25 protein-coding genes and 1 tRNA gene are annotated in these 23,429 nt (G+C 69.0%); 6 read left to right on the top strand and 20 right to left on the bottom strand.

Annotated features, from left to right (window positions below):
* Window positions 1-30 precede the first annotated feature (30 nt).
* From AB0I59_RS00420 to AB0I59_RS00405, 4 genes are all read right to left on the bottom strand, one after another.
* Window positions 31-780 carry an energy-coupling factor ABC transporter ATP-binding protein gene (locus tag AB0I59_RS00420; RefSeq protein WP_358128567.1) on the bottom strand — a complete coding sequence of 250 codons (750 nt, stop codon included), beginning with the start codon at window positions 778-780 and terminating at the stop codon, window positions 31-33.
* Window positions 777-1,541 carry a cobalt ECF transporter T component CbiQ gene (cbiQ, locus tag AB0I59_RS00415; RefSeq protein WP_358128564.1) on the bottom strand — a complete coding sequence of 255 codons (765 nt, stop codon included), beginning with the start codon at window positions 1,539-1,541 and terminating at the stop codon, window positions 777-779. The genes AB0I59_RS00420 and cbiQ overlap by 4 nt, the downstream gene beginning before the upstream one ends.
* Before the next feature lie 100 nt (window positions 1,542-1,641).
* Entirely contained in the window at window positions 1,642-2,664 is a 1,023-nt protein-coding gene (locus AB0I59_RS00410; RefSeq protein ID WP_358128561.1) for an energy-coupling factor ABC transporter permease, read from the bottom strand.
* A 68-nt stretch (window positions 2,665-2,732) separates the two neighbouring features.
* Window positions 2,733-4,529, bottom strand: coding sequence for a glycosyltransferase family 2 protein (locus AB0I59_RS00405; RefSeq protein WP_061253167.1), 1,797 nt, complete (start codon window positions 4,527-4,529; stop codon window positions 2,733-2,735).
* 383 nt (window positions 4,530-4,912) lie between these two features.
* Between AB0I59_RS00405 and AB0I59_RS00400 the strand changes: the two genes are divergently transcribed.
* A complete protein-coding gene (locus AB0I59_RS00400; RefSeq protein WP_435830900.1) occupies window positions 4,913-5,635 on the top strand; it encodes a DUF4352 domain-containing protein in 723 nt (240 codons plus the stop codon).
* A 191-nt stretch (window positions 5,636-5,826) separates the two neighbouring features.
* Here the strand turns inward: AB0I59_RS00400 and AB0I59_RS00395 are convergent, their stop codons facing one another.
* Together AB0I59_RS00395 and AB0I59_RS00390 are read right to left on the bottom strand one after the other, a co-directional pair.
* Window positions 5,827-5,982: a hypothetical protein gene (locus tag AB0I59_RS00395; RefSeq protein WP_358128556.1), complete on the bottom strand. Its 156-nt coding sequence runs from the start codon at window positions 5,980-5,982 to the stop codon at window positions 5,827-5,829.
* A 92-nt stretch (window positions 5,983-6,074) separates the two neighbouring features.
* Window positions 6,075-6,428 carry a hypothetical protein gene (locus tag AB0I59_RS00390; RefSeq protein ID WP_061253164.1) on the bottom strand — a complete coding sequence of 118 codons (354 nt, stop codon included), beginning with the start codon at window positions 6,426-6,428 and terminating at the stop codon, window positions 6,075-6,077.
* A gap of 262 nt (window positions 6,429-6,690) precedes the next feature.
* Here AB0I59_RS00390 and AB0I59_RS00385 point away from each other — a divergent pair, with 262 nt between their 5' ends.
* Window positions 6,691-7,632, top strand: a complete 942-nt coding sequence (locus AB0I59_RS00385; RefSeq protein WP_061253163.1) for a MerR family transcriptional regulator — start codon at window positions 6,691-6,693, stop codon at window positions 7,630-7,632.
* A 254-nt stretch (window positions 7,633-7,886) separates the two neighbouring features.
* Here the strand turns inward: AB0I59_RS00385 and AB0I59_RS00380 are convergent, their stop codons facing one another.
* Window positions 7,887-8,870 (bottom strand): alpha/beta fold hydrolase, encoded by a 984-nt coding sequence (locus AB0I59_RS00380; protein ID WP_358128552.1) that lies wholly within the window; start codon window positions 8,868-8,870, stop codon window positions 7,887-7,889.
* A gap of 93 nt (window positions 8,871-8,963) precedes the next feature.
* Window positions 8,964-10,004: a sigma-70 family RNA polymerase sigma factor gene (locus AB0I59_RS00375; RefSeq protein WP_358128549.1), complete on the bottom strand. Its 1,041-nt coding sequence runs from the start codon at window positions 10,002-10,004 to the stop codon at window positions 8,964-8,966.
* Between the two features lie 249 nt (window positions 10,005-10,253).
* On the opposite strand from AB0I59_RS00375, the gene AB0I59_RS00370 reads away from it, so the two are divergent.
* On the top strand, window positions 10,254-10,643 hold the full coding sequence (locus AB0I59_RS00370) for a hypothetical protein (RefSeq protein ID WP_061253161.1): 390 nt from the start codon (window positions 10,254-10,256) through the stop codon (window positions 10,641-10,643).
* A 471-nt stretch (window positions 10,644-11,114) separates the two neighbouring features.
* On the opposite strand, the gene AB0I59_RS00365 is transcribed toward AB0I59_RS00370, so the two are convergent.
* Together AB0I59_RS00365 and AB0I59_RS00360 are read right to left on the bottom strand one after the other, a co-directional pair.
* The gene (locus tag AB0I59_RS00365) at window positions 11,115-11,255 is read right to left on the bottom strand and encodes a hypothetical protein (RefSeq protein WP_358128546.1); all 141 of its coding nucleotides are present in this window, start codon (window positions 11,253-11,255) and stop codon (window positions 11,115-11,117) included.
* The gene (locus AB0I59_RS00360; protein ID WP_063818607.1) at window positions 11,252-11,926 is read right to left on the bottom strand and encodes a GbsR/MarR family transcriptional regulator; all 675 of its coding nucleotides are present in this window, start codon (window positions 11,924-11,926) and stop codon (window positions 11,252-11,254) included. Before AB0I59_RS00360 ends, AB0I59_RS00365 begins: the two co-directional genes overlap by 4 nt.
* A gap of 183 nt (window positions 11,927-12,109) precedes the next feature.
* On the opposite strand from AB0I59_RS00360, the gene AB0I59_RS00355 reads away from it, so the two are divergent.
* A complete protein-coding gene (locus tag AB0I59_RS00355) occupies window positions 12,110-13,357 on the top strand; it encodes a serine hydrolase domain-containing protein (RefSeq protein ID WP_358128543.1) in 1,248 nt (415 codons plus the stop codon).
* Between the two features lie 365 nt (window positions 13,358-13,722).
* Here the strand turns inward: AB0I59_RS00355 and AB0I59_RS00350 are convergent.
* The 4 genes from AB0I59_RS00350 to AB0I59_RS00335 all read right to left on the bottom strand — a co-directional run bounded on the left by AB0I59_RS00350 (window position 13,723) and on the right by AB0I59_RS00335 (window position 16,694).
* Window positions 13,723-13,795: transfer RNA gene (locus AB0I59_RS00350), tRNA-Thr, on the bottom strand.
* A 49-nt stretch (window positions 13,796-13,844) separates the two neighbouring features.
* On the bottom strand, window positions 13,845-14,801 hold the full coding sequence (rlmB, locus tag AB0I59_RS00345) for a 23S rRNA (guanosine(2251)-2'-O)-methyltransferase RlmB (protein ID WP_061253159.1): 957 nt from the start codon (window positions 14,799-14,801) through the stop codon (window positions 13,845-13,847).
* Window positions 14,802-14,823: 22 nt separating this feature from the next.
* Window positions 14,824-16,218: a cysteine--tRNA ligase gene (gene cysS / locus AB0I59_RS00340; RefSeq protein WP_061253158.1), complete on the bottom strand. Its 1,395-nt coding sequence runs from the start codon at window positions 16,216-16,218 to the stop codon at window positions 14,824-14,826.
* Window positions 16,219-16,328: 110 nt separating this feature from the next.
* A complete protein-coding gene (locus tag AB0I59_RS00335) occupies window positions 16,329-16,694 on the bottom strand; it encodes a PPOX class F420-dependent oxidoreductase (RefSeq protein WP_358128540.1) in 366 nt (121 codons plus the stop codon).
* A 111-nt stretch (window positions 16,695-16,805) separates the two neighbouring features.
* Here AB0I59_RS00335 and AB0I59_RS00330 point away from each other — a divergent pair, with 111 nt between their 5' ends.
* Complete coding sequence (locus AB0I59_RS00330; RefSeq protein WP_358128537.1) at window positions 16,806-18,383, top strand: DUF2637 domain-containing protein; 1,578 nt, start codon at window positions 16,806-16,808, stop codon at window positions 18,381-18,383.
* Between the two features lie 280 nt (window positions 18,384-18,663).
* Here AB0I59_RS00330 and AB0I59_RS00325 read toward each other — a convergent pair whose 3' ends face one another.
* From AB0I59_RS00325 to AB0I59_RS00310, 4 genes are all read right to left on the bottom strand, one after another.
* A complete protein-coding gene (locus AB0I59_RS00325) occupies window positions 18,664-18,933 on the bottom strand; it encodes a GlsB/YeaQ/YmgE family stress response membrane protein (RefSeq protein ID WP_061253155.1) in 270 nt (89 codons plus the stop codon).
* 86 nt (window positions 18,934-19,019) lie between these two features.
* Window positions 19,020-19,283 carry a GlsB/YeaQ/YmgE family stress response membrane protein gene (locus tag AB0I59_RS00320; protein ID WP_061253665.1) on the bottom strand — a complete coding sequence of 88 codons (264 nt, stop codon included), beginning with the start codon at window positions 19,281-19,283 and terminating at the stop codon, window positions 19,020-19,022.
* A 211-nt stretch (window positions 19,284-19,494) separates the two neighbouring features.
* On the bottom strand, window positions 19,495-19,950 hold the full coding sequence (gene ispF / locus AB0I59_RS00315; protein WP_358128533.1) for a 2-C-methyl-D-erythritol 2,4-cyclodiphosphate synthase: 456 nt from the start codon (window positions 19,948-19,950) through the stop codon (window positions 19,495-19,497).
* 17 nt (window positions 19,951-19,967) lie between these two features.
* Window positions 19,968-20,450 carry a CarD family transcriptional regulator gene (locus tag AB0I59_RS00310; protein WP_030510364.1) on the bottom strand — a complete coding sequence of 161 codons (483 nt, stop codon included), beginning with the start codon at window positions 20,448-20,450 and terminating at the stop codon, window positions 19,968-19,970.
* Window positions 20,451-20,710: 260 nt separating this feature from the next.
* Here AB0I59_RS00310 and AB0I59_RS00305 point away from each other — a divergent pair, with 260 nt between their 5' ends.
* Window positions 20,711-21,361, top strand: coding sequence for a copper chaperone PCu(A)C (locus tag AB0I59_RS00305; RefSeq protein WP_358128529.1), 651 nt, complete (start codon window positions 20,711-20,713; stop codon window positions 21,359-21,361).
* Between the two features lie 114 nt (window positions 21,362-21,475).
* Here the strand turns inward: AB0I59_RS00305 and AB0I59_RS00300 are convergent, their stop codons facing one another.
* Together AB0I59_RS00300 and AB0I59_RS00295 are read right to left on the bottom strand one after the other, a co-directional pair.
* Window positions 21,476-22,165, bottom strand: a complete 690-nt coding sequence (locus AB0I59_RS00300) for a response regulator (RefSeq protein ID WP_061253152.1) — start codon at window positions 22,163-22,165, stop codon at window positions 21,476-21,478.
* Window positions 22,162-23,271, bottom strand: a complete 1,110-nt coding sequence (locus AB0I59_RS00295) for a sensor histidine kinase (protein WP_228645680.1) — start codon at window positions 23,269-23,271, stop codon at window positions 22,162-22,164. Before AB0I59_RS00295 ends, AB0I59_RS00300 begins: the two co-directional genes overlap by 4 nt.
* Window positions 23,272-23,429 lie beyond the last annotated feature (158 nt).

The following is a 23,429-nucleotide window of genomic DNA, read 5'->3' as shown; positions in this document are numbered from 1 at the left end:
ATCACCGACGGTGAAGTTCACGAACCCGATCTAAACGGCTGGAACCGCGAAGCCGTACGGCAATTCGAGCCGGTGGGCGGCGAGCAGATCCCGATCGGACAGCAGCGCCGGTGTGGGACCGTCGGCGGCGATCACGCCGCCGGACAGGATGAGCGACCGCTCGCACAGCTCCAGCGCGTACGGAAGGTCATGCGTGACCATCAGCACCGTCACATCAAGATTTTTCAGGATCTCGGCGAGTTCGCGGCGCGCGGCCGGATCGAGGTTGGACGACGGCTCGTCCAGCACCAGGATCTCCGGCTCCATCGCGAGCACGGTGGCGACCGCCACCCGCCTGCGCTGGCCGAACGAGAGGTGGTGCGGCGGCCGGTCGATCGCGTCGAGCATGCCGACCCGTTCGAGCGCGTCGCGCACCCGCCGGTCGAGCTCCGCGCCGCGCATCCCCAGGTTGGCCGGGCCGAAGGCGACGTCCTCGCGGACGGTCGGCATGAAGAGCTGGTCGTCCGGATCCTGGAAGACCAGCCCCACCCGGCGGCGGATCTCCTTCATCGTGTCCGCGCGCACGGCGAGCCCGGCCACGTGAACCGAGCCGTGCCCGGCGGTCAGGATGCCGTTGAGGTGCATGACCAGGGTCGTCTTGCCCGCACCGTTGGGCCCGAGCAGGGCCACCCGCTCTCCCCTCCCGATCGAGAGGTCCACCCCGAACAGCGCCTGGGTGCCGTCCGGGTACGCGTAGGCCAGGCCGCTGACCTCGAGCGAGGGAATGGGGTGAGATGTCAAGAAAGGCTCCAGGAGAGTACGGCCGTCACGGCGGCGAGACCGGGGAGCAGTCCCGCGGTGCCCCATTGCCGAAGCGATGCCGACAGGTCACGGATAATCGGCATCTCTCCGGTATACCCGCGGCTCAGCATCGCGAGGTGCACCCGCTCGCCCCGCTCGTAGGAGCGGATGAACAGCGCGCCGGCCGATTTGGCCAGCACGGGGACCTGCCGCACGTCCCTGGCCACGAACCCGCGCGACTCGCGGGCGACCCGCATGCGGCGCATCTCGTCCATGATCACGTCCATGTAGCGCAGCATGAACATGGCGATCTGCACCAGGAGCTGGGGCAGCCGCAGCCGCTGCGCGCCGAGCAGCATCATCCGCGGCTCGGTGGTGGCCGCGAGGAGGATCGACGCGATCACTCCGAGGGTGGCCTTGGCCAGGATGTTCCACGCCGCCCACAGGCCCTGCTCGCTGAGCGACATGCCGAGGACCTCGACCCGCTCGCCCAGCCCGATGATCGGGATGGCGACCGCGAACAGCACGAACGGCACCTCGATCACCATGCGGCGCAGTACGAAGCCCGGCGGCACCCGCCCCGCCGCCGCGACGGCCGCCAGCAGGAGCGCGTACACGCCGAAGGCCCAGAAGCTCTCCCTCGGCGTGGCGACCACGGCCACGGCGAACCCGGCCGCCGCCAGCAGCTTGCACTGCGGCGGCAACCGGTGCACCACCGTGTCGCCGGGGCGGTAGAGCTGGTGGTGATGGCCCGCGCTCACGGCCGGTCCGGCCGCGACGACCACGCGACGGCGGTCACGCCGAAGCCGGTCGCGGGTGACACGATCGCGCGGAACGCGGTCGCGGGTGACGCGGTCCCGCTCACGCGGCGGCCCTGTCCCGGTTGCGTCGCCGCACCGTGTAGAAGACCGCGCCTCCGGCCAGGACGGTCAGCCCGACCCCGGCGACGCCCGCGACGCCGAGAGACAGCCGCTCGTTCTCCACGCCCTTGACACCGTAGTCGGCGAGCGGCCAGTGTCCGACGCTGCTGGCCTTCTCGCCCGCGTTGAAGCCCTTGTCGGCCGCCACCCGCTCCAGGCCGTCGGGCGAGCCCGAGGCGTAGAAGGACACGACACCGGCGAGCAGCACGGCGATGAGGCCGCCGCCGAGCAGGACGGGCCGGATGCCGGCCTTCGGCGCCGGAGCCGGCTCCTCGACCGGGACCTCGCCGTCGGCGGTCCGCAGGACCAGGCGCCGGGCCAGGCCGGCGGCGCCGTACACGAGGTCCGGCCGCACGGCGAGGACGCTGCTGACGGTCAGCGCGGTGATCAGGCCCTCGCCCAGGCCGATCAGGACGTGCACGCCGCCCATCGCCGCCGCCACCGCCGCCAGGTCGATGGGCGCGGTGCCGCCGATCCAGAACAGCGCGGTGAAGGCCAGCGCCGACACCGGCACGGACACCGCCGCCGCGACGAACGAGCCGACCACCACGGCGGTACGACTACGCGGGGCGCTCCGCGTGATCAACCGGAAGACGGCCCACCCGACCACCGACGTCACGACGGCCATCAGGGTGATGTTGATCCCCAGCGCGGTCAGCCCGCCGTCGGCGAAGAAGAAGCCCTGCACCAGCAGGACCACCGCCACACATAGGACCGCCGTGTACGGCCCGACGAGTATCGCGGCCAGCGCCCCTCCGAGCAGGTGGCCGCTGGTCCCCGCGGCGACGGGGAAGTTGAGCATCTGGACGGCGAAGATGAACGCCGCGACGAGCCCCGCCATCGGGGCGGTGCGGTCGTTCAGCTCGTTCCGCGCGCCTTTGAGGCATACGGCCACGCCCGCGGCGGCGAAGACCCCTGCCGCGAGTGAAACGGGAGCGTTGAAGAACCCATCGGGTACATGCACGGCAAGCCTCCGAAATGCGCGTCTGCGACAACTTTAGGACATGGCCTAGCAGTTGCAAACAGTTCGCATTAGCGGCGGCGGAGGAGCCTGCGGAGGACGGTGAACGGTGTCACGACACGTACGGCCGTGCTGAGCCTACGGTTGACGGCAGTGGCGTACGGCCGGGCACCCCACCGGGCCAGGCCGCTCCACCACGCCAGCGGCGGCGGCAGATGCCGCAGATCACCGATTTTGACGGGGAATCGGACGGGCGGGCCACCCACGTCCAGTTCGAGATAGGCGTCCCAGGTGCCGGGGGCGGGCCATCGCGTCTCGGCCACGAACGTGCCGGGCCCCACCGCCCTTGCCGCCGTGCGCCATTCCCGACCGGACCGCCGCTCCCGCCAGACCAGGTGGCGTACGGCCACGCCGGCGGGCTCGCCCGCCACCTCGACGACGCCCTCGACACGCAACCGGTCGCGCAGCCACCTCGCTCCCGCCAGCCGTACGGACGCGGGGACCCGGGCCAGATGGCCGCCGATGTCCACGCTGAGGTTGCCGTACTGCCGGGTGAGGTAGGGCAGGGCGACGACACCGGAGGTGAACCGCGGCTCCGGGCGGTCCAGGCCGGGCATCCGCTCGCCGCCGAGCCGGGCGAGCCTGCGGACACCCTCGCAGTCGACGGCGGCGTAGACGTCCCACATCCCGGTCGGGAGCGAGGTCACCCGGATCGACACGCTGAACAGGTCGGCCACCCTCGTGATCGGGACGCGCCTCTCGCGCCGGGTGGTGCGCTCCCTCAGCAGGAGGCAGGCGTCCCCCTCGAACCCGTCCAGGGAGACGTGCCCGCCGATCACCAGGCGGTCGTCGTCCCACTCCAGGGTGGTCAGGCGATGGCGGAGCGCGGCCGTCTCGACGCGGGCCAGCCGTACGAGCCGGTCGAGGTCGTGCAGGGACTCGACGCGCATCCTGTCGGCGGCACCCAGCCGCGCGATCACGCCCTCGGTGAGCCATTCGGCGCAGATGTCGGCCGCCTCGATGGCGATCTTCTCGCGATCGGCCTCGTCCGCGGCCAGGAACGGGGCTCCGAGCTGGTCGAACACGTCGAGCCTGAAGTGCCGCAGCAGCAGGTGATCACGAAGGGGGCCGGGCGGGACGTGCCGGACCATGAGCCCGATGGGGACGCGGGCCATCCGCAGCCAGGCGAGCGGGTCGCGGCTCCCCAGCTCCTGCATGACGCTGCTGCCGTCCGGCCGCGAGATCAGGTGGTAGCAGTCGTAGTCGGAGACGACCGAGATCACCCCGGCGTGGCAGTAGGCGTGGGCCGTGAAGACCATGTCCTCACCCACGCGCAGCGTCTCGTCGAACCGGATGCCGTGCCGGTCGAGCAGGTCACGCCGGAAGAGCTTGAAGCAGACCAGGCTGTTGTAGACCGTGCTCTCCAGCAGGGTGACCCGGTCGGCGTTCTCCCGGAACATCGACTCCGGCGCCCTGCGACCGTGTCCGATGATCTTGCCGAGGACGATGTCCGCCCCGTTGTGGTCGGCCGTCGTGAGCATCCGGTTCAGCGCGTCCGCGCCCAGATAGTCGTCCGCGTCGCAGAAGAAGACGTACCGCCCCCGGGCGAGCGCGAGGGCGCGGTTGCGCGGACTGCCGGGAGTGCCCGAGTGGTCCTGGTAGACCACCTTGATCACGTTCGGATGGTGGGCGGCGTACAGGTCCAGGAGCGATCGGGTGTCGTCGGTGGAGCCGTCGTCGACGACGATGATCTCCTTGCTCACCCGCTGGATCAGCAAGGAGACGAGGCACCGGTCGAGGTACGCGCGGCAGTTGTGCGTCGGCACCAGGATGCTGACGTCGACCGGGCACTCACTCACCGTCTCCATCGCGAAACATTATGTGACGACCACCCGATCCGTAGCAGGCCAATGAGCAGCTCTTGACCATTCACACCCATCCCGTACGGCGGCCTCCCGCTCCACGGGTCAGAAGTCCTCGCAGACGACGTACCAATCGTCATTCCAGACGGCCCGCCGACGAGTGGACGTAATCGTCGATCCGATCACCGGTCAGGTACCTGGGGCCGCACCATTCGAGCAGCCCACCGCCGCCCACGATGCCCAGGTAGGCACTTCCGGCATCGCGACTCCATCCTCCGACGGGGTAGAGCCCCACGAGCCGGAACCGCGGCCCGTTCGGGTTGCCCCAGTCCATCAGGTCCCGAGCGCGGTCTTCTGTCGCCCCTGGCGTATCGCCCCCATGACCCCGCATGGAGTGCCAACCATTCGCGCATAGCGCGCAAACCAGCACGTCAGGGCACACGTCAACACCACACCAACACCCGTGCGTCGAAGGCGATCCCCCTATGTCACAGCCATACGGCCCCCCGCCCCAGCCCGAGCCCGGCCATGGACGGACGCATCCTCCACGCTCCTATGTCCCGCGCAGGGCGCGGAAGAAGCGCGGCTGCCTGATCTGGGCCGCCGCTGTGGTGGCTGTGCCGGTCCTGCTTGTCGGAGGTTGCCTCGCGATCGCCACCCGCGGAAGCGACGACACCCCATCGACCGCCACCGGCCCGAAGACGTCCCGGGAGGCGCGCGCCGCCGGCATCGGTGACGTGGTCGAGGATGGCAAGTTCTCGTTCAAGGTCACCAAGCTCGACACCGCCTCGAAGGTCGGTGACGACGTCCTCGGCAAGTCGGCACAGGGTGAGTTCGTCCTGGTCAACGTGACGGTGAAGAACATCGGCGACGAAGCCCAGTCGTTCGCCGGAGACGCGCAGAAACTCCTCGACGCCTCCGGTAAGGAGTACTCCGCCGACTCCGAGGCGGCGCTCTACCTCGGCGAGTCCAAGAGCCTCTACGAGCAGGTCAACCCGGGCAATTCCGTACGCGGCGTCGTCCTGTTCGACGTGCCGAAGGGCACGGAACCGGTCGCGATCGAGCTGCACGACTCCGTGTTCTCGGGCGGCGTGAAGGTCTCGCTGAAGTAGCCGCCGACGCGCACACGGCACAGGCGCCCTGCCCAACGGTTCGCCGGGGTCACGTCCATGGACGTGACCTTCGCCGGCGAACCTCATCCGCTCGGCGCTGTCGGTTCAGGCGCACGGCAGGTGGTTCCGTCCGCGGGCGAGACCCGGCTCGCTCGCATGGACGCCCGAGATCTCGCCGGGCCCGGCACTGATCAGGACGTGTCGAGTCCGAGCCATTCGGCGACGGTCATGGTGAGCGCCTCCGCGGGAACCCGGAAGGGCAGGACGTAGGGGATGACGAGAACGTCACCGTCCGCGGTGGGCAGGACGGTGGCGACGGTGTCTGGACGAGGCGGAGATATGATCACAATGCTGTCCAGTGTGGCAGAGGGATACGACAGTTCTCACCGAGCGTCGAACGGCCGTCCCCGAGTGGCCGCGGACATGGGCACCGGCCCGGTCAGGAACCAGCGGTCGAGGACTTCCAGCCATTCTTGGCGCAGACGCCCGACAGCGCGTTCACGTCGAGCTTCACCACTGCCTCCCGGAGCTTCGCGCCGGCCTGGCCCTCGTCGAGCGACGTGACGAATTCGTCCAGACTTCCCGCCACCTTCGTGAGACGGCGTTTGATCTCCTCGTTCGAGGTCTCCAGAGCGCGCGGTCTGGTAGCCGCCTCCGCGAAGGGCTTGCCCGCCGCCGACCCCGTGGCCTGGGCCGCCGCGTTCTTCGCCTCGGCTCCCGCCGCGTCCAGGATGCGAAATGCCTCATCACAGGTCGGGCCGGCATCTTCGGCGCAACCCGCGATCGCTGTCATAGCCAGCACTGACGCAACGACCATCCCGCGAACACGCATGCACGCCTCCGTCGCCCTCGGCCGACCTCAGTATGGGTGGCGCCAACGATCTCGTCCATCGGTGATCAGTTGTTCCGTACGCGCCTGGAACGGGTGCCTGCCCGTACCCGCATCCGGCTGCCCGGCGAGGAATTATCCGGACTTATGCGCATAAGGCGTGGTTTGGCTGCTGGCAGGCGAATGGGCTTGAGTCTCCAGTAAGGGGAGACGCGAGGGTGAGGGCATGGACGGCGACACGCTCTACTCGATCGGCGATCTGGCCCGGCGGACAGGGCTGACGGTCAAGGCCATTCGGTTCTACTCCGACCTCGGGATCGTGCCGCCGACAGACCGCAGCCCCGCGGGCTACCGCCGCTACGGCATCGACGCCGTCGCACGCCTGGACCTCGTACGGACGCTGCGCGACCTGGGACTGGACCTGTCCACGATCCGGAAGGTCGTGGACCGGGAGATCTCGCTTCCCGAGGTCGCCGCGGCGCACGCCGAAGCACTGGCGGTGCAGATCCGAACGCTGCGCCTACGGCGCGCGGTGCTGACAGCGGTGGCCGAACGCGGGTCCAGCCCCGAGGAGATGGAACTCATGCACAAGCTGGCCAAACTCTCCGAGGACGAGCGTCGACGTCTGATCGGCGATTTCCTCGACACCGTCTTCGGCGGCCTGGACGCCACGGCCCGGTTTGCGGGGATCAGGAGCTCGATGACCCCCGAACTGCCCGACAACCCCGAGGCCGAGCAGGTCGAGGCGTGGGTGGAGTTGGCCGAACTGTCCCAGGACCCGGATTTCCGTGCCAGCGTGCGGCGCATGGTTGAGCACCATGCGGCCGAGCATGCCCAGGGCGACACGACGACCCTGCGCCGCGACTCCACCGCGATGGTTCGCGACCATGCCGGCCCGGCCCTGGCGGCCGGTATCGACCCGGCCTCGCCCCAGGCCGACCCTGTCGTCGCGGCGGTCACGGCGCGATACGCGTACGTCTTCGACTGCCCCGACGACGTCGACCTCCGACGTCGCCTGTTGACCCGGTTGGAGACCGCGAACGACCCTCGCAGGGAGCTGTACTTCCGACTGCTCGCGGTGATCAACGGCTGGCCGGCCCCGGAAAGCCTGGTGCCGGTGTTCGACTGGTTCATCCGGGCCCTGCGCGCCCGGATGCCGGAGGAGTGACCCGGAGCACGTCCCCGGCCGGCTGACCGGCGACCGGCGGTGCCGACCCAGAATCCGCCTGCGCCTCCCGTACGCGAACGCCGGCGGCGGCTCCGCCGAATGCCGCGATCCCGGTGCCCTGGAGAGTGGGCCGCGAACGGATGCGGGGAGCCCGCGGCCAACGGGGAGCCGGTCAAGACCCAAGGGACCTTGAGCTGCGCGCCGCCTGGGGAATCGAACCCCAGAGCCACCCGTGCGATCTCCGCAGGCGCGGTTCACCTCTCCTCTGCGAAGGAAAGACCGTTCGCGGTGAGAGCCCGGCGAAGTTGATCCATCGCTTTGGGGCCCATGCCGTGCAGGCGGCCGAGGTCCGCCTCGCTGACCAGGGTGAGCTGTCCCAGATGCGTGAATCCGGCGGCGACGAGGGCACGTCGGGCGGGCTTGGCCAGGTCCGGAGGAAGGTTCCCCTGTTCATGACTGAAAGGGCCGAAAGCGGTATACGAGCCGGCGCGGCTGACCGGCATCCAGGTAGGTGCGGGTTCGGAGCTCAGGAAGTCGGTCACCAATCCGGTGCACAGCTCCGGCTTCTCGTGCAGGAGGAGATGCGAGGTCCTGGGCACGACGGCCAACTCCGCGTTCGGCAGAGCCCGGTACAGCTCCAGCGTGTGTTCCAAGGTCACGATGTCGTCGTCGGCGGTCATGACCAGCGCCGGGCAGGTGACGGCGCGCAGATCGGCCGGTGCCATGCCCGGTTCCTCGGCCGCCGAATGCGCGATCTTGGCGAGCACCACCGGGAAGTGGTCGGCACCGTCGGGTGACACCTCGGCATAGGCCGCGACCAGAGGAGCGGGCGGCTGATCGTCGGCGGTAGGCCGGAGGATCATGCCGTCCGGATGGAAGCCGCCGCTGACCAGGACGAGCCTGTCGACCAGGTCGGGGCGGCTCACGGCGACCCGCAGCGCCACGGCCGCCCCGGCGCTGTAGCCGACCAGTCGCACCGCAGCTGCGACGATCTTGTCCAGGAACGCGATGATGTCCTGGGCCATCACCTCAATCGTGATCGGTCCTGGCACATCGGCGGTGCGGCCGTGGCCCCGGCGTTCGGGGAGCAGGAGTCGGAATCGCCCAGCCAGTGCGTCGAGGTTCCCGGAGAAATCTCTGCTGTCGGTGAGGCCGCCGTGCAGGAGCACCACGAAATCGCCCTCGCCACGGTCGTCGTACCACATGCTCACGCCGTTGACGTCCACATAGTCGGCCATCGTGCCTTCGTCCCTTCGTTTCCGCTCCTGGCGCATGTCAGCGTGAAATGCGCCCTCGCCTGTAGTACGAAGCGGCACGCGGAAACTCATCGCTCATCCTGAACGATCCGAAAAAGAGTCAGCAGACGGCGGCGGGAGCGGGGGCAGGTCGAAAAGCGGGAACAGCCGCTCGGCGTCGAGGTAGGTCGTCGTTTCGTTGATCAGTCCGCCGGAGAGCTCCACGACGATGAGCGCGAACGGCTGGAGGTGGCCGCCCGGCCCGCTGGGCCGGTACTGCCCGAACGCCGGCGAGCCGTTGGCCACGGTCGGCACCAGGCGAGCGCCCTCACAGGGCCGCCCGGCGGCGAGCAGCGCCCGGCGGATCTCGGCGCGACCGCGCAGCCACCACGAGAACGGCGGCATGGACATGGTGGCGTCCTCGTGCAGCAGTGACACCAGGGTCTCCACGTCGTAGCGCTCGAAGGCCTCGCAGTAGCGGGCGAGGAGTCGCCGTTGCGCCTGGTCCGTCGGCTGGACCGGCTCAGCGGGAGCGATTTCGATGGTTTTGAGAGTCGCGCGGGCACGCTGCAACGCGCTGGTGACCGACGCGACTGTGCTGCCCAGCAACCGCGCGACCTCGTCCGCCTTCCACGACAGCACGTCACGCAGGATCAGCACCGCCCGCTGGCGAGGCGGCAGATGCTGGAGCGCGGCCACGAACGCCAGGCGGATCGTCTCGCGCCGCGCCGTCAGCTCCGCCGGATCGCCGCCTGCGGGGAGGACGCGGCCGTCCGGTATCGGCTCGAGCCACATGTTCTGCGGCAGCGGTACACCGAGGTCGGGGCCGGCCTGCGCGGACGGGCCGAGGTCCATCGCGCGGGCGCGGCGCTGCGCGCTGCGCAGCATGTCAAGGCAGATGTTGGTGGCGATGGTGTAGAGCCATGACCGCAGCGGCCCTCGGGCCTCGTCGAACCGATCGAGGCTCCGCCAGGCGCGCACCAGAGTCTCCTGCACGGCGTCCTCCATCTCGAACGCCGAGCCGAGCATCCGGTAGCAGTATCCGCCCAGCTCAACCCGGAACTGCTCAAGGTCCATCTCACCGGAATCGCGCCTGGGCACGCTCCCGGCGTCGTCTGCGGCCGACAGCGCCGTCATCCGATATCCCCTCTCAAGGCCGGGCGACGGGAGCGACGATACCGGGCCCGGGGCCCCGAAGCCGGAGGCAGCGAGGAGCCCGCAGGCAAGGGCGCCGGAGGTCGTCCAACCTGCAAGGACCCTGGTCAGGGCCGGGATGGCTCTCCTGCGACTTCCCCCGATCCCCCTTGTTCACCGCTCGTACTGGCATGTTCGTGGCACGAGATCCTTCACACCTCAGCACGAGCAAATCTGCGGGACCCTTGGGCCATGTCTCCAGAGCTCCCGCGAACTGTCAAGGCAGTCGACACGGCTCAACTCCTCGAACTCGACGCGGAAGCGGAGGAGTGCGGGCTGAACCGAAGGCACGGCGTCGCATGGCTGTCTGAGTATGCCGACCGTACGGCGATTCACTACCTGTGGCCGGCGCTTGTCCATCGTTTGGAGCACCGACCTGAGTATTCGCCGCATTGGCGCTGCATGCTGCTACTGACAGTCCGCGACGGCCAACAGGTCTTCTCGCTGTTGGATGTCCTACCTGCTTCCTTCGACCAACTGCCGGAGACGCTGGATGCGGCGTCGGGGACGGAGATCGCTCACAAGCTGATGCATGGGCGGCTACCGACCCAAGCGGAGTGGGCTGAGCGCAACGGTGCTTGAGTTGTGACCCCTTTCGTTGCGGCCACGCCCGCTCTTGCCCTGTCCTGATCTCTCGTCTGCCATCGACCCACCGCGAAGCGGCAGTGGCCCGGCGTCCCCCGACTTCGTGTTCACGGCACTCGGCACACCTGCGCCTCGCTCCTGGCCGCGCTCGACGTTCACTCGCGCGTGGCGATGCGCATCCTCCGCCACTCGCAGGTCTCGCTGACCATGAACGTCTACACGCAGATCCCCTCACCCGCTACACGCAAGGCTCTCGACCGGCTGAGCCAGAGCCTCGACGGCTGATGACATTGCTGTACTCCGTACAGAGATCGCAAAGGTCCCTCGCGATGATCGCAAGGGGCCTCATGTTCTTTCCGCGCCACGGGGGCGTCCTCCAGGTCGATCTCTGCGGATTCCTGGATCACGGTACTTGTCATAGGTGTCTCCTTGATCAGGAGTTACACCGTTGTTTGTACAGTCCCCGCCCTAGTGCAGGTCGAGCCCGGCGTGCTTGTCGAGCAGGCCGCGAGCGCGGTCGTAGCCGAGGCGGGCCGGCCGGTGTGCCCTTGCGGGGCCGGTGATGAATGACGCGCCAGGCGGGCTCCTCAGGTGGCTGAGTCCTGTCACGTCAGGAGGTGGCGCCAGCGGTCGGCGGACTCGATGATGTCCAGGCTGACCCGTTCCAGGAACGCCGCTGTCTTGGCCAGCCGTTGCCCGACGGGGCCGTTGAGCCCGTAGATCTCGGCCACCGCCATCGTGGCCCGTACCGTCTCGAGGGTCTGCTGCCTGCTGATCACGACGGAGTGGTACCAGGCGTCGCCGTCGATGACGTAGATGTCGCGGCGGCGGCGCGGGTCGCGATCGCGCCGGGCGTACCCCTGCTGGACCAGGTAGTTCACGGCCACGGAGACGGAGGCTGGGCTGACGTTCAGCCTGCGGGTCAGCTCGGCGGCGGTGCGCCTGCCGTCCTCGGACAGCATCAGGTCGTGGTGCACGCGCGCGGCTGTCCTGGGCATCCCCGCTCTGACCGCCATCTCGATGATCTCCTGTTCCATCGTGGCGACCGGTGGCGTGGACGCGTGTGGGGGTGTCGGTGTGCCGCGCCGTGCCCGCTGGATCGTGGCTTGGTGCGCCTGCTGGGGCCGGTAGTCGGCGGGGCCGCCGTTGCGTGCGATCTCCCGTGTGATCGTCGAGGTCGGTCGGTCGAGCCGCCGGGCGATCTCGCGGTAGGTGAGTCCGTCGGTGAGTCCGGCCGCGATGCGCTGGCGGTCCTGCTGGGTCAATCGTCGTCGTGGCATGCCGTCAGTGTTGCCTTAGCCTCCATTCATTGCAACATGGTGTTGCTTTCAGGCGCAGCGCCATCGCACCAATTTGTCGCCATTCACCTGGGCAAATACCCCTCCGTAGATTGACGTGAATCTGAATGCAACATAGCTTTCGAGCCATACAAAACACGTACTATCGCGAAATGGGGAATGGCGATGAGTGGATCCCTCCACACCGTCAAGATCTTCCGGCCGGTGGCGGTCACAGCGCTGGCGGCCGGGCTGCTGGCCGGGTCGGCCACACCTGCGGTGGCCACGGCGGATGTGCCCGCCCCAGACAGCCGTGTGGCCGTGTCGAAGGCCGCCGCCGGGCAGGACCGCCCGGAGCTGCAGAAGGCCATCCAGGCGTTCGCCGATGCCGGTTTCCTCGGGGTGCAGGTGCGCGTGAACGATGAGCGGGGCGAGTGGGCCGGCAGCGCCGGGGTACGCAAGCTGGGCGCGAACGCAAAGCCGCCGACGAACGGGCATTTCTGGGTGGGCAGCGTCACCAAGACCTTCCACGCGACCGTGGTGTTGCAGCTGGTGGCCGAGGGCAAGATCGGGCTGGACGCCCCGGTGGCCAGCTACCTGCCCAAGCTCGGGCTGGACCGTCGGATCACGGTGCGGATGCTGCTGCAGCACACCAGCGGATTGTTCAACTACACCGGCGACCTCGACCCCGAAGGGACATGGGTTCCGGGGCTCCCCGCGACGGGCAAGGAGTGGCTGGACAACCGGTTCCACTCCTACCGGCCGGAGGAGCTGGTGCAGTTCGCGTTGTCCAAGCCGGCGAAGTTCGCGCCGGGGACGGACTGGAGCTACTCCAACACCAACTACACGCTGGCCAGGCTGCTGATCGAGAAGGTCACCGGCCATTCGTTCGACGCGGAGCTGAAGCGGCGGATCGTGAGGCCGCTCGGGCTGAAGGGCACCGTGGTGCCGGGCAACCGGACGCAGCTGCCCAGGCCGTACTCCCACGGCTACTTGCGCTACCAGGACGCCGACCAGTGGAAGGTGGTCGACGTCTCCCGCCAGAACCCCTCCCTGCTGGCAGGCGCCGGTGACATGATCTCGACCACCCAGGATCTCCACACGTTCTTCTCCGCGCTGAACGGCGGCAAGCTCCTGCCGGCCAAGCTGCTGGCCGAGATGCGCAAGCCGCACCCGAAGAGCGCCCCCCTCTACGGCCGCTACGGCCTCGGGATGTTCGTACAGGACCTGGGCCCGACCTGCGGCACCGTTCTCAACCACAACGGCAGCCCCCCGGCGGGCTACGCGGCGCTGATGTACAGCACGCCCGACGGCAGCAAGACCCTGACCGCCTCGCTGACCGCCGGCGACGCCGCATTCGACCTCGCCACTTATCCGAAGATGCTGGACGGGCTCGTCAAGGCGGCGTTCTGCGGCGGGCAGGCCGCAAGCTGACCAGGCCGTGCCGGCGGCAGCGGCCATCGGCACGATGCCGGTGACAGCTTTGTAGTGCGCCACGACATGGCCGCCGTCCGGCCGTCAGGCCCTGCGCAGCTTCCACCGGGAGGGCCTGCCCAGGCAGCATCATCGCGGCGTCGGGGCAGCAACCGAACGGCCAGTGGCGTTAACGAGCCCGCGGGGGAATCCGGCCGTGCAGGGAAACGTAGGCCGCTCCGGCTTCAGGATCCTCAGTCAACGTGCCGGGGCGCTCTTCCAAGGTCATCTCCTGTTAGCAAGGGTGTTAGCAAGATCGCAGATTTGTCCGGACAAAGACAAGGCCCCTGACCAAGTGATCCCCGGTCAGGGGCCTTCCACATCCGAGCCGCCTTGGGGAATCGAACCCCAGACCTTCTGTTTACAAGACAGATGCTCTGCCGATTGAGCTAAGGCGGCGTGACGCCCACGAGTTTAGTGGGCTGGAGGCCGTACCGTCACCGAGGATTCATCGGCGACGGTGACGGGCGACCTCATAGAGGGCGATGCCGGCTGCGACGCCCGCGTTGAGCGACTCGGCCGCCGCGTTCATGGGAATGCGAACGACCTGGTCACAGGACTCGCGGACCAGGCGGGACAGCCCCTTGCCCTCGGAACCGACGACCACGACCAGCGGCTCGGCCGCCAGCTCGACATCGCCGACGTCGATGGAGGCGCCGCCGTCGAGGCCGATCACGAACAGCCCGCTCTCGCGGTACGCCTGGAGCGTCTGGGTGAGGTTGGCGGCACGGGCGACGGGCAGGTTGGCCAACGTGCCCGCCGACGTCTTCCACGCTCCGGCCGTGACGCCCGCCGAACGACGGGACGGGACGAGCAGGCCGTGCGCACCGAACGCGGTGGCCGACCTGGCGATGGCCCCGAGGTTGCGGGGGTCGGTGACGCCGTCCAGGGCGACGATCAGCGGCACCTCGGCCGCGTCCTGTGCCCGCTCCACGAGCTCGGACGGGTGGGCGTACTCGTACGCCGGGATCTGCAGCCCGATCCCCTGGTGGACGCCGCCGTCGGTCAGCCTGTCGAGCTTGTCGCGCGAGACCTCCAGCAGGGCGATGCCACGATCAGCGGCGATCTTGATGGCCTCGCGGACGCGGTCGTCGCTGTCGATGCGCTGCGCGACGTAGAGGACGTTCGCGGGGACGCCCGCGCGGAGCGCCTCGACGACCGGGTTACGGCCGCCGATGACCTCCGGCCCGTCCTCGCGGCGTGTCCTGGACTGCGCGCGGGCGGGCCGGGCCACACCGGCGGCCTCGCGCTCGATCCGCTCGGTGCGCGCCTTGTCCTTGTACCAGTGGCGCATGTGGGCCGGGGGCGTCGCGCCCCTGCCCTCAAGCGAACCACGGCCCTTGCCGCCGGTTCCCCTGGTCGATCCCTGCCTCCGTGAGGGCTTCCCTGAAGCCTTTCCCGCCATGGTCTCTAGCGTAGGGGCACCTCTAGCGTGCCAGCTCCCAGCGAGGCCCCTGAGGGGTGTCCTCGACCACCACGCCCGCGGCGGCGAGCTGCTCACGGATCGCGTCGGCGGCGGCGTAGTCCTTGCGGGCACGGGCCGCCTGGCGCTGCTCCAGCGCGACGGCCACCAGGCCGTCCACGACCTCGCGAAGCCCGGAGTCACCCGTGCCGCGCCACTGCTCGGAACGCGGGTCCAGGCCGAGCACGTCGAGCATGTTCTGCGTCTCGGCCAGCAGCCGCGCGATCTGCTCCTTGTTGCCCTGGGCCAGCGCGACGTTGCCCTCGCGGACGACCTCGTGGATGACCGCGAGCGCCTGGGAGACGTTGAGGTCGTCGTTCATGGCGTCCACGAACGCCTGCGGCAGCGGGGCCACGGCGTCCACGTCGTGGATCACTTCGGCCGCCCGGGTGACGAAGCCCTCGAGCCGCCGGTATCCGGCGGCCGCTTCCTGCAGCGCCTCCTCCGAATAGTCGATCTCAGAGCGGTAGTGCGCCGCGACGAGGTAGTAGCGCAGCTCGACGGCCCGCACCTTGCGCAGCATGTCCGGGATGAGCAGCGAGTTACCCAGCGACTTGCTCATCTTCTCGCCGGCCAGCTTGAGCATGCCGTTGTGCAGCCAGTACCGGGCGAAGCCGTCGCCCGCGGCCTGCGACTGGGCGATCTCGTTCTCGTGGTGCGGGAAGATCAGGTCGACGCCGCCACCATGGATGTCGAACGTGCCGCCGAGGTATTTCGTCGCCATCGCCGAGCACTCGAGATGCCAGCCGGGCCGGCCGCGACCCCACGGAGTGGGCCACGTCGGCTCACCGGGCTTCGCGCCCTTCCACAGGGCGAAGTCGCGCGGGTCGTGCTTGAGCGAGTCCGTGTCGGTGTCGCCCGCCCTCCGCATGTTCTCCAGCTTCTGGTTGGAGAGCCTGCCGTACCTGTCGGCGTAGGACACCACATCGAAGTAGACGTCGCCGCCCACGGCGTAGGCGTGCCCCTTGTCGATGAGCCGGCGCATCAGCTCGACCATCTCGGGAACGTGGCCCATGGCCCGCGGCTCGACGGTCGGCGGAAGGCATCCGAGCTGGTCGTACGCCCAGCCGAAGGCCCGCTGGTTGCGCTCGGCGACGACGAACCACGGCACGCCCTCGTCGGCGGCCACTCGGATGATCTTGTCGTCGAGGTCGGTGACGTTGCGGCAGAACGTCACCTCGTATCCCAGCCGGACCAGCCACCGGCGGAGCACGTCGAAGTTGACGCCGGACCGGATGTGGCCGATGTGCGGCGGAGCCTGGACGGTCGCACCACACAAATACATCGAGACCCGGCCGGGCTCGACCGGTACGAAATCACGGACCGTACGCGTGCTTGTGTCGTAGAGGTTCAGGCTCACGAAGGCAAGGCTAATGCCTCACGCCGCACCACAGGCCGACTTACGGGACCGTGAACACCGCCCGTATGAACCCGCGCCCCGGGCGTACCACGCATAAGCCCAGAAACCACTCAGCGGAGATATACCTTTTGCGGCTTAATGCGGACGATCACCCGTTCGCTGTCGGGGTGGGGCTCCTCCCACGACCTGCCGGCGTACTTGAGGGAGAGTTCCTCGATCAACGCGCTCGCCGGGTCGTCCTCCATCGTCACGGTGCCCCTGACCTCGGCGTACCGGTACGGGTTCGCCGGGTCGATCACCACGATCGTGGTCCGCGGGTCACGATCGAAGTTGCGGTGCTTGCGGCGTCCCTTGACCGTCGAGAAGACGATGTCGTCCCCGTCGGTCCTGACCCAGATGACCGACGCCTGCGGCGCGCCATCCGGATTGAGGCTGACGACGGTCGCGAAGTTCGGCGCGTCGAAAAGTTCGCGCACACCGTCAGGCAACATCGCTTCCTCCGGTGATCTCCTGGTCCGATACGCGGATCATGTTACTTGTCGTCCGTGATCGGCGGGGCTGCTCCCATTCTGTAGGCTCGAAACGCCATGGACGCCTCTCCCCCCGCGGCGGCAGGCAGCGCCTCCCGCCCGCCCGAATCCCCATCCGCCGGACTCCCGCTGGTGCTTCGCCGCCTGGCCGTCGGCGTCGCGGGTCTCGCGGTCGCCCTGCTGGCGGCGGCGGCCTGCGTACTGTCCTTCGACGATCTGCGCGCGCTGGCGATCGCCGGTCAGGCCGAGCCGCGCTTCGCCTATCTGTACCCTGCCGCCTTCGACGCGCTGCTGGTCGTCGCGCTGATCGGCGTTCCGCTGGTCCGCACCGGACGGCCGCTGCTCCGGCTGCAGGCAGGTCTCATCCTGGTCCTGCTGATGGCGGCCGCCGCCACGGCGACCGTCGCGACCGCCACAGGTGCGACCCCTGACGTACGGCAGGCCGCCGTCGTGGTGGCGTTGCTGCCCTGGGTGATGTTGAGCATCGGGCTCTGGCTGCTGCTGATCCTCGCCAAGCAGGCGCAGGCGCACTGGTCCGATCGGGACCCCCTGACGGACGCCGCCGAGATCGTTCCCTTCGAGAGGGAGGAGCCGCGCCGCGCCTCTCGGGAGACGTATTCCCCGGCGGTCTCCATCGCGCAGGAGACCGCCCCGGCTCCCGCCGTCTCCGCCCTGGAGGAGGCCGCTCCCGCTCGGGAGGAGGACGCTCCGGCACCCGCCGTCTCGCCCCGTCCGGCCCCTGAGCCGTCCCATCCCGTACGGCGGGCGCCCACGCGGGAACCGGCCGAGGCACCGTCGCACGCGGCGGTCACGGCGACGCCTCAGGAGGACGGCCCTCAGGAGGCCGGCGACGCCCCGGCGACCACGGAGCCGGAGGCCGCACCGGCGGAAGCCGAGCCCGCGGAGGTCACGCCTACCGAAGCCGAGCCCACGAACCCGAGGCCCGGGGCCGAGCCCGCGAGCCCGAGGCGCAACCGGCCCGTCCGGTGGGGCGACCTCGTCCGGCCGCACATCGGTGACGTCCTCGTCCATCCCCGCCCGCGAGGCGAAGCTCCGACCGACTCCGTCCGGGAGTCCAGCGCGGGGGTGAACGCGGATCCCGGCGAACCGCCCGCGAAGGATGCCCAGACCACGCCGGATAACCGGACGACGCCGGACGCCCCAGCCACGCCGGATAACCTGACGATGCCGGACGACCGGACGCCGGACGCTCCCGGCACGCCGCGCGGGGGCGCGGCCACCGCGGAGCCGGATGAGGCCGCGACGCCGCACGACACGCCGGCGGACATCGCCCGGGACCGGACCGAACAACCGGAGCACGCTGCCCACCGGCCTTCCGAGCCGCACACCGAGTCCACCGAGAAATCCGTCGAGGAGTCCGTCCAGGAGTCCGTCCAGGAGTCCGTCGAACGGCGCGGCGAGGCGCACGACGCCCGCACGTCGGAATCGGAGATCGACACCCAGCCGCTACGCCGGCTTCCCGAGATCCCCGACCCGGCTCACGAAGCGGACGCGGCCGACGAGGAGGAGGCCCGGCGGAAGCCGTACGGCACCGCGGCGGAGGCCAAGGACGAGCCGGTGCCGGTGGACCCGCCCTCCGGTCGCATGCGCAGCACCCCGCTCCCGCCGGACTGAGCCACCCCCTCGGAGCCATCCAGACCCGTGAGCGGCCGGGAACGACCAGAGCGTCTGTGAGCGGTCCTCCGGGGCTGGGGGCCCTCCGGCCCCCGGAAGTCTGTCGGAGGCGCGAGAGCGACTCTCAGCGACCTGCGGGGCGACATACCAGGCGGACACACGGCAAAAGGCCCGCTCACCCCTCAGGGAGGGGCGAGCGGGCCTTTCCTGCTCGGGACGGCCGCTCACGCCGGTGGCGTCCAGCAACCGTTCACAGCGGGTCACCTCCCGCGGGACGGATCTAGACGCGCGTTCCGCCGCGGATGCCTGCGACGATGCCGACACCGATGACGGCGAGCACGACCTGCATCACCAGTTCGATCCAGTCGATGCCCGGCGTGGTGTCGACTCCGAGGACCTGGGCGATGGCGGTACCGATGAGGGCCGCCACGATGCCGACGACGATGGTGAGGATCCAGCCGATCGGCTGCCTGCCGGGAAGGAACAGACGCCCCAGCGCACCGACGACCGCACCAATCACAATGGCACCGAGAATGGATTCGATGGTCATGATCGACCTCCCTTGAGGGTGACACCTTCACCGTCAAGGGAGATCACTACCCAGTATTCGGGAGATATTCCTTTACCTGCCCGCCTTTACTGGCTTCTGCTCTTCGCCCTCGTGACCGCGTACACGCCCACGATGGCGAGCAGAAGCTGAATGAGGTGCTCGGTCCAGTCGATGCCCCTGGTATTCGCGACTCCGAGAACGCTGGCGATCAGCGAGCCGATCAAAGCGGCGACGATCCCGACGATGATCGTGAGTCCGATGCTGATGTTCTGACGGCCCGGAAGTATCAGCCGCGCGAGCGCTCCGATGATGATGCCGATGATGATGGCACCGACGATCGCTCCGATCATGACCAGCTCCCCCGTCGAAGTGATGGTTTTCACGTCCGACTTGGAGTTTTACCCGGCTAGCCGACAAATCATCAAAAATGGGGCGGCGACCCTTTCCGCGCCTGGATTCCGGGTCGCCACCCACGTGTTGAATAGGACGCTCCTGTGCCCATCCGGGTTTGCATGTCCCTTTGGACGGGGCCATTCGCCGCCGGAGGATCCGACCGACGGGTCAGCCGAAGACGATCGCGGTCGCCATCGCCGCGACGCCCTCTCCACGCCCGGTGAGGCCCAGGCCGTCCGTGGTGGTGGCGCTGACGCTCACAGGAGCCCCCACAGCGGCTCCCAGGGCCTTCTCCGCCTCCGTACGGCGAGGCGCGAGCTTGGGCCGGTTACCGATGATCTGAACCGCCACGTTGCCTATCTGGAAGCCGGCCGACCTGACCTGGCGGGCCGCCTCCTCCAGGAGGACGGCGCCCGAAGCCCCGGCCCAGCGTGGATCGGCGGTCCCGAAAAGGCCGCCGATGTCCCCGAGGCCGGCGGCCGACAGCAGCGCGTCGCAGCACGCGTGCGCCGCCGCGTCCCCGTCGGAGTGTCCTGCGAGCCCGGTCTCGCCCGGCCAGTGCAGACCGGCGAGGTGCAGCTCACGACCAGATGCGAAAGGGTGGACATCGACACCGATGCCCACCCTTGGTGACGTCGTGTTCAGGAGTTCAACACCTCGTCGAGCAGCGCCTCGGCCTTGTCCTCGTTGGTCTTCTCTGCCAGCGCCAGCTCGCTGACCAGGATCTGCCGAGCCTTGGCGAGCATCCGCTTCTCACCGGCGGAGAGCCCGCGCTCCTTGTCGCGTCGCCACAGGTCGCGAACGACCTCGGCCACCTTGTTGACGTCACCGGACGCCAACTTCTCCAGGTTGGCCTTGTAGCGGCGGGACCAGTTGGTCGGCTCCTCCGTGTGCGGCATGCGCAGCACGTCGAATACGCGCTCAAGGCCTTCCTGGCCGACGACATCACGCACACCGACGAGCTCGGCGTTTTCCGCTGGCACCTGGACGGTCAGGTCGCCTTTGTCGACCTTCAGCACCAGGTAGGTCTTTTCCTCACCCTTGATGGTTCGGGTCGTGATGGCCTCGATCCGAGCAGCCCCATGGTGGGGGTAGACGACAGTGTCGCCGACCTGGAAAGTCATGTGACAAGTACCCCTTCCGCTGTACTCCAGAGTACCACGCGCTCACAGCCTCCCGGAACAGTGAAATGAACATAACTGCAGGTCAAGACGTCATTTTAGGACTTGACAAGCAGTCGACTCTGTGAATGGCAAAGCGGGACATACCGGATGACCTGCAAAACCAGACGGACTCGACATCGGGAGCCCGAGTCCGTGACCGGAGCCGGGCGCAGATATGGTGTTTGCTGCTCAAAACCATGCATACCAAGGAGAATCGCACCGTGAGCAGCACCAGCCGCCGCAGGGTGATCGCCATTGCCGCGCTCCTCGCCGCCGCCCCTGCGCTGGCCGCGTGCGGCGCCGGGTTCGACGCCAACACCAACATCCCGTACGCGCCGACCGAGGCGGGTGTCCACATGGTCGGCGACGGCGCGGACAGGGACTACGGCCACAACGGCGTCAAGATCGCCCAGGCGTTCATCCTCGGACCTGACTCCGGCGGCCAGATCGCGGCCGGCGGCTCCGCACCGCTCTACCTCAGCCTGGTGAACACCAACACCGCCGCCGACGCGCTCACCGCGATCGTGCCCGACAGCGGACAGGCCGACTCCGTACGGATCCCCGGCGCGTTCCAGCTCTCGCCCAACACGCTGGCGAAGTCCACGGGCACCACCGTCGAAGGGCTCAAGCAGACGCTGCTCGGCGGCGAGAGCGTGAAGCTGACCCTCCGGTTCAAGAACGCGGGCGACGTCACCATGTCCGTGCCCGTGATCCCGCGCAGTCGCGAGTTCGCCACCCTGCCGCCCGCTCCGAACGCGCAGCCCCCGGCGGCCGACACCACGACCACCGACACCACGACCACCGACACCACGACCACCGAGGCCACGGGGACCGAGACCGGGACGGGCACCGAGGCGACGCACGGCCACTGACGCAGAGCCACTGACGACGGCCTGCGCCTGGGCGGGACACCGCTGAGAACGACGTCCCGAGAACGACGAAGAACCCCTTGCCGTCCCCGGCAAGGGGTTCCGCCGTTCCCGGTGTCAGGCCTCCACGGGGTCGAACTTGTAGCCCAGTCCGCGCACGGTGAGGATGCAGCGCGGGTTGGAGGGGTCGGCCTCGACCTTGGCGCGCAGCCGCTTCACGTGGACGTCCAGGGTCTTCGTGTCGCCCACGTAGTCGGCGCCCCAGACCCGGTCGATGAGCTGGCCGCGGGTGAGCACCCTGCCGGCGTTGCGCAGCAGCACCTCCAGCAGCTCGAACTCCTTCAGCGGAAGCTGCACGTGCTCGCCGCGTACGGCGACGATGTGCCGGTCGACGTCCATCCTGACCGGGCCGGCCGCGAGGATGGCCGACTCCAGTTCCTCCACGTCCCCCTGGCGCCGGAGGACCGCCCGGATGCGGGCCACGAGTTCCCGCGAGGAGAAGGGCTTCGTCACGTAGTCGTCCGCGCCCAGTTCCAGGCCGACCACCTTGTCGATCTCGCTGTCCTTCGCCGTCAGCATGATGACGGGGACCTTGGAACGTTGCCGGAGCGTGCGGCACACCTCCGTGCCCGGCAGGCCGGGAAGCATCAGGTCGAGCAGGACGATGTCCGCGCCGTTGCGGTCGAAGGCGTCCAGCGCCTCGGGGCCGGTGGCCGCGACGGCCACCTCGAAGCCTTCCTTACGGAGCATGTAGGACAGGGCGTCCGAGAACGACTCCTCGTCCTCGACGACGAGTACCCGGGTCACTTCGCAGCCTCCATGGGGGTTGTTGTGCTCTGTACCGCTCCCGCCGTACCGCCGAACGCGGGCAGGCGGAGGGTGAAGGTCGATCCGGAGCCTTCCTTGCTCCAGACCGTCACCTCGCCGCCGTGGGCGGCGGCGACGTGCTTGACGATGGCGAGACCGAGCCCGGTCCCGCCGGTCGCGCGCGACCGGGCGGCGTCCACCCGGAAGAAGCGCTCGAAGATGCGCTCCTGGGCGAACTCGGGGATGCCGATGCCCTGGTCGCTGACGCTCACCTCGACCGAGTCGCCCGCCGGGCGCACGCTGACCACGACCCGGGTCTGCTCGGGGCTGTAGGCGACGGCGTTGTCGATGAGGTTGCGCAGGGCGGTGACCAGCAGTTCGTCGTCGCCCCATATGCGCAGGCCCTCCCTGCCGCCGGCGACCAGGGTGATCTGCTTGGAGGACGCCTTGGTGTTGCAACGGTCGATCGCCTCGTGGACGACCTCGTCGACGGACACCGCGCACGGCGTCGGGATGGGCTCGGCGCCCTGGATCCGGGAGAGCGTGATCAGGTCCTGCACCAGGTAGGTCAGCCGCGCGGCCTCGTGCTGCATCCGGCCCGCGAAGCGGGTCACCGCCTCCGGGTCGTCCGCGGCGTCCTGAATGGTCTCCGCGAGCAGGCTGAGCGCGCCGACGGGCGTCTTGAGCTCGTGGCTGACGTTCGCCACGAAGTCGCGCCGGACCGCGTCGACCCGGCGGCTCTCCGTCTGGTCCTCGGCCAGGACGAGCACCTGCCCGTGCGATCCCAGAGGGGCCACGCGGACCGCGAAAGTCGTCGACTCCTGGCCGAACCTGCGTCCCGCCGTCTCGATCTCGCTCTCGCGGATCTCGCCGTCCCTGCGGACCTTTCTGGCCAGCGCGAGCAGTTCGGCCGCCATGAGGGAATCACCGTGCACCAGGCCGAAGGCGCGGGCGGCCGAACTCGCGCGCAGCACCCGGTCGTCCCGGTCCAGGACGACGGCCGACGAGGGAAGCACCGCGAGTACGGAGGCCACGCCGGACGACAGCACGTCGTCGGAGGTCTCGGTCCGCTGTTCGTGGTCGGACTGGCGGCCGATCGCCATCATGACGACGGCGCCCAGAATGAATCCGGCCATCGCGGCGAGGCTGGCGAGCAACTCGTTCACGGTTCCAAATGTAGGCGGCGTTTCTCGCCCGGTATCCTCCCTGATAGGGCGTGACCATGGCTTTTCCGGAAAAGTTCATCTGACGGTCGAAGTTCGTT

The sequence above is a fragment of the Microtetraspora glauca genome, assembly GCF_040656155.1.
GTDB lineage: Bacteria > Actinomycetota > Actinomycetes > Streptosporangiales > Streptosporangiaceae > Microtetraspora > Microtetraspora glauca.
Note: the sequence above shows the minus strand (reverse complement) of the source record. Positions and strands in the feature narration are given on the sequence as shown.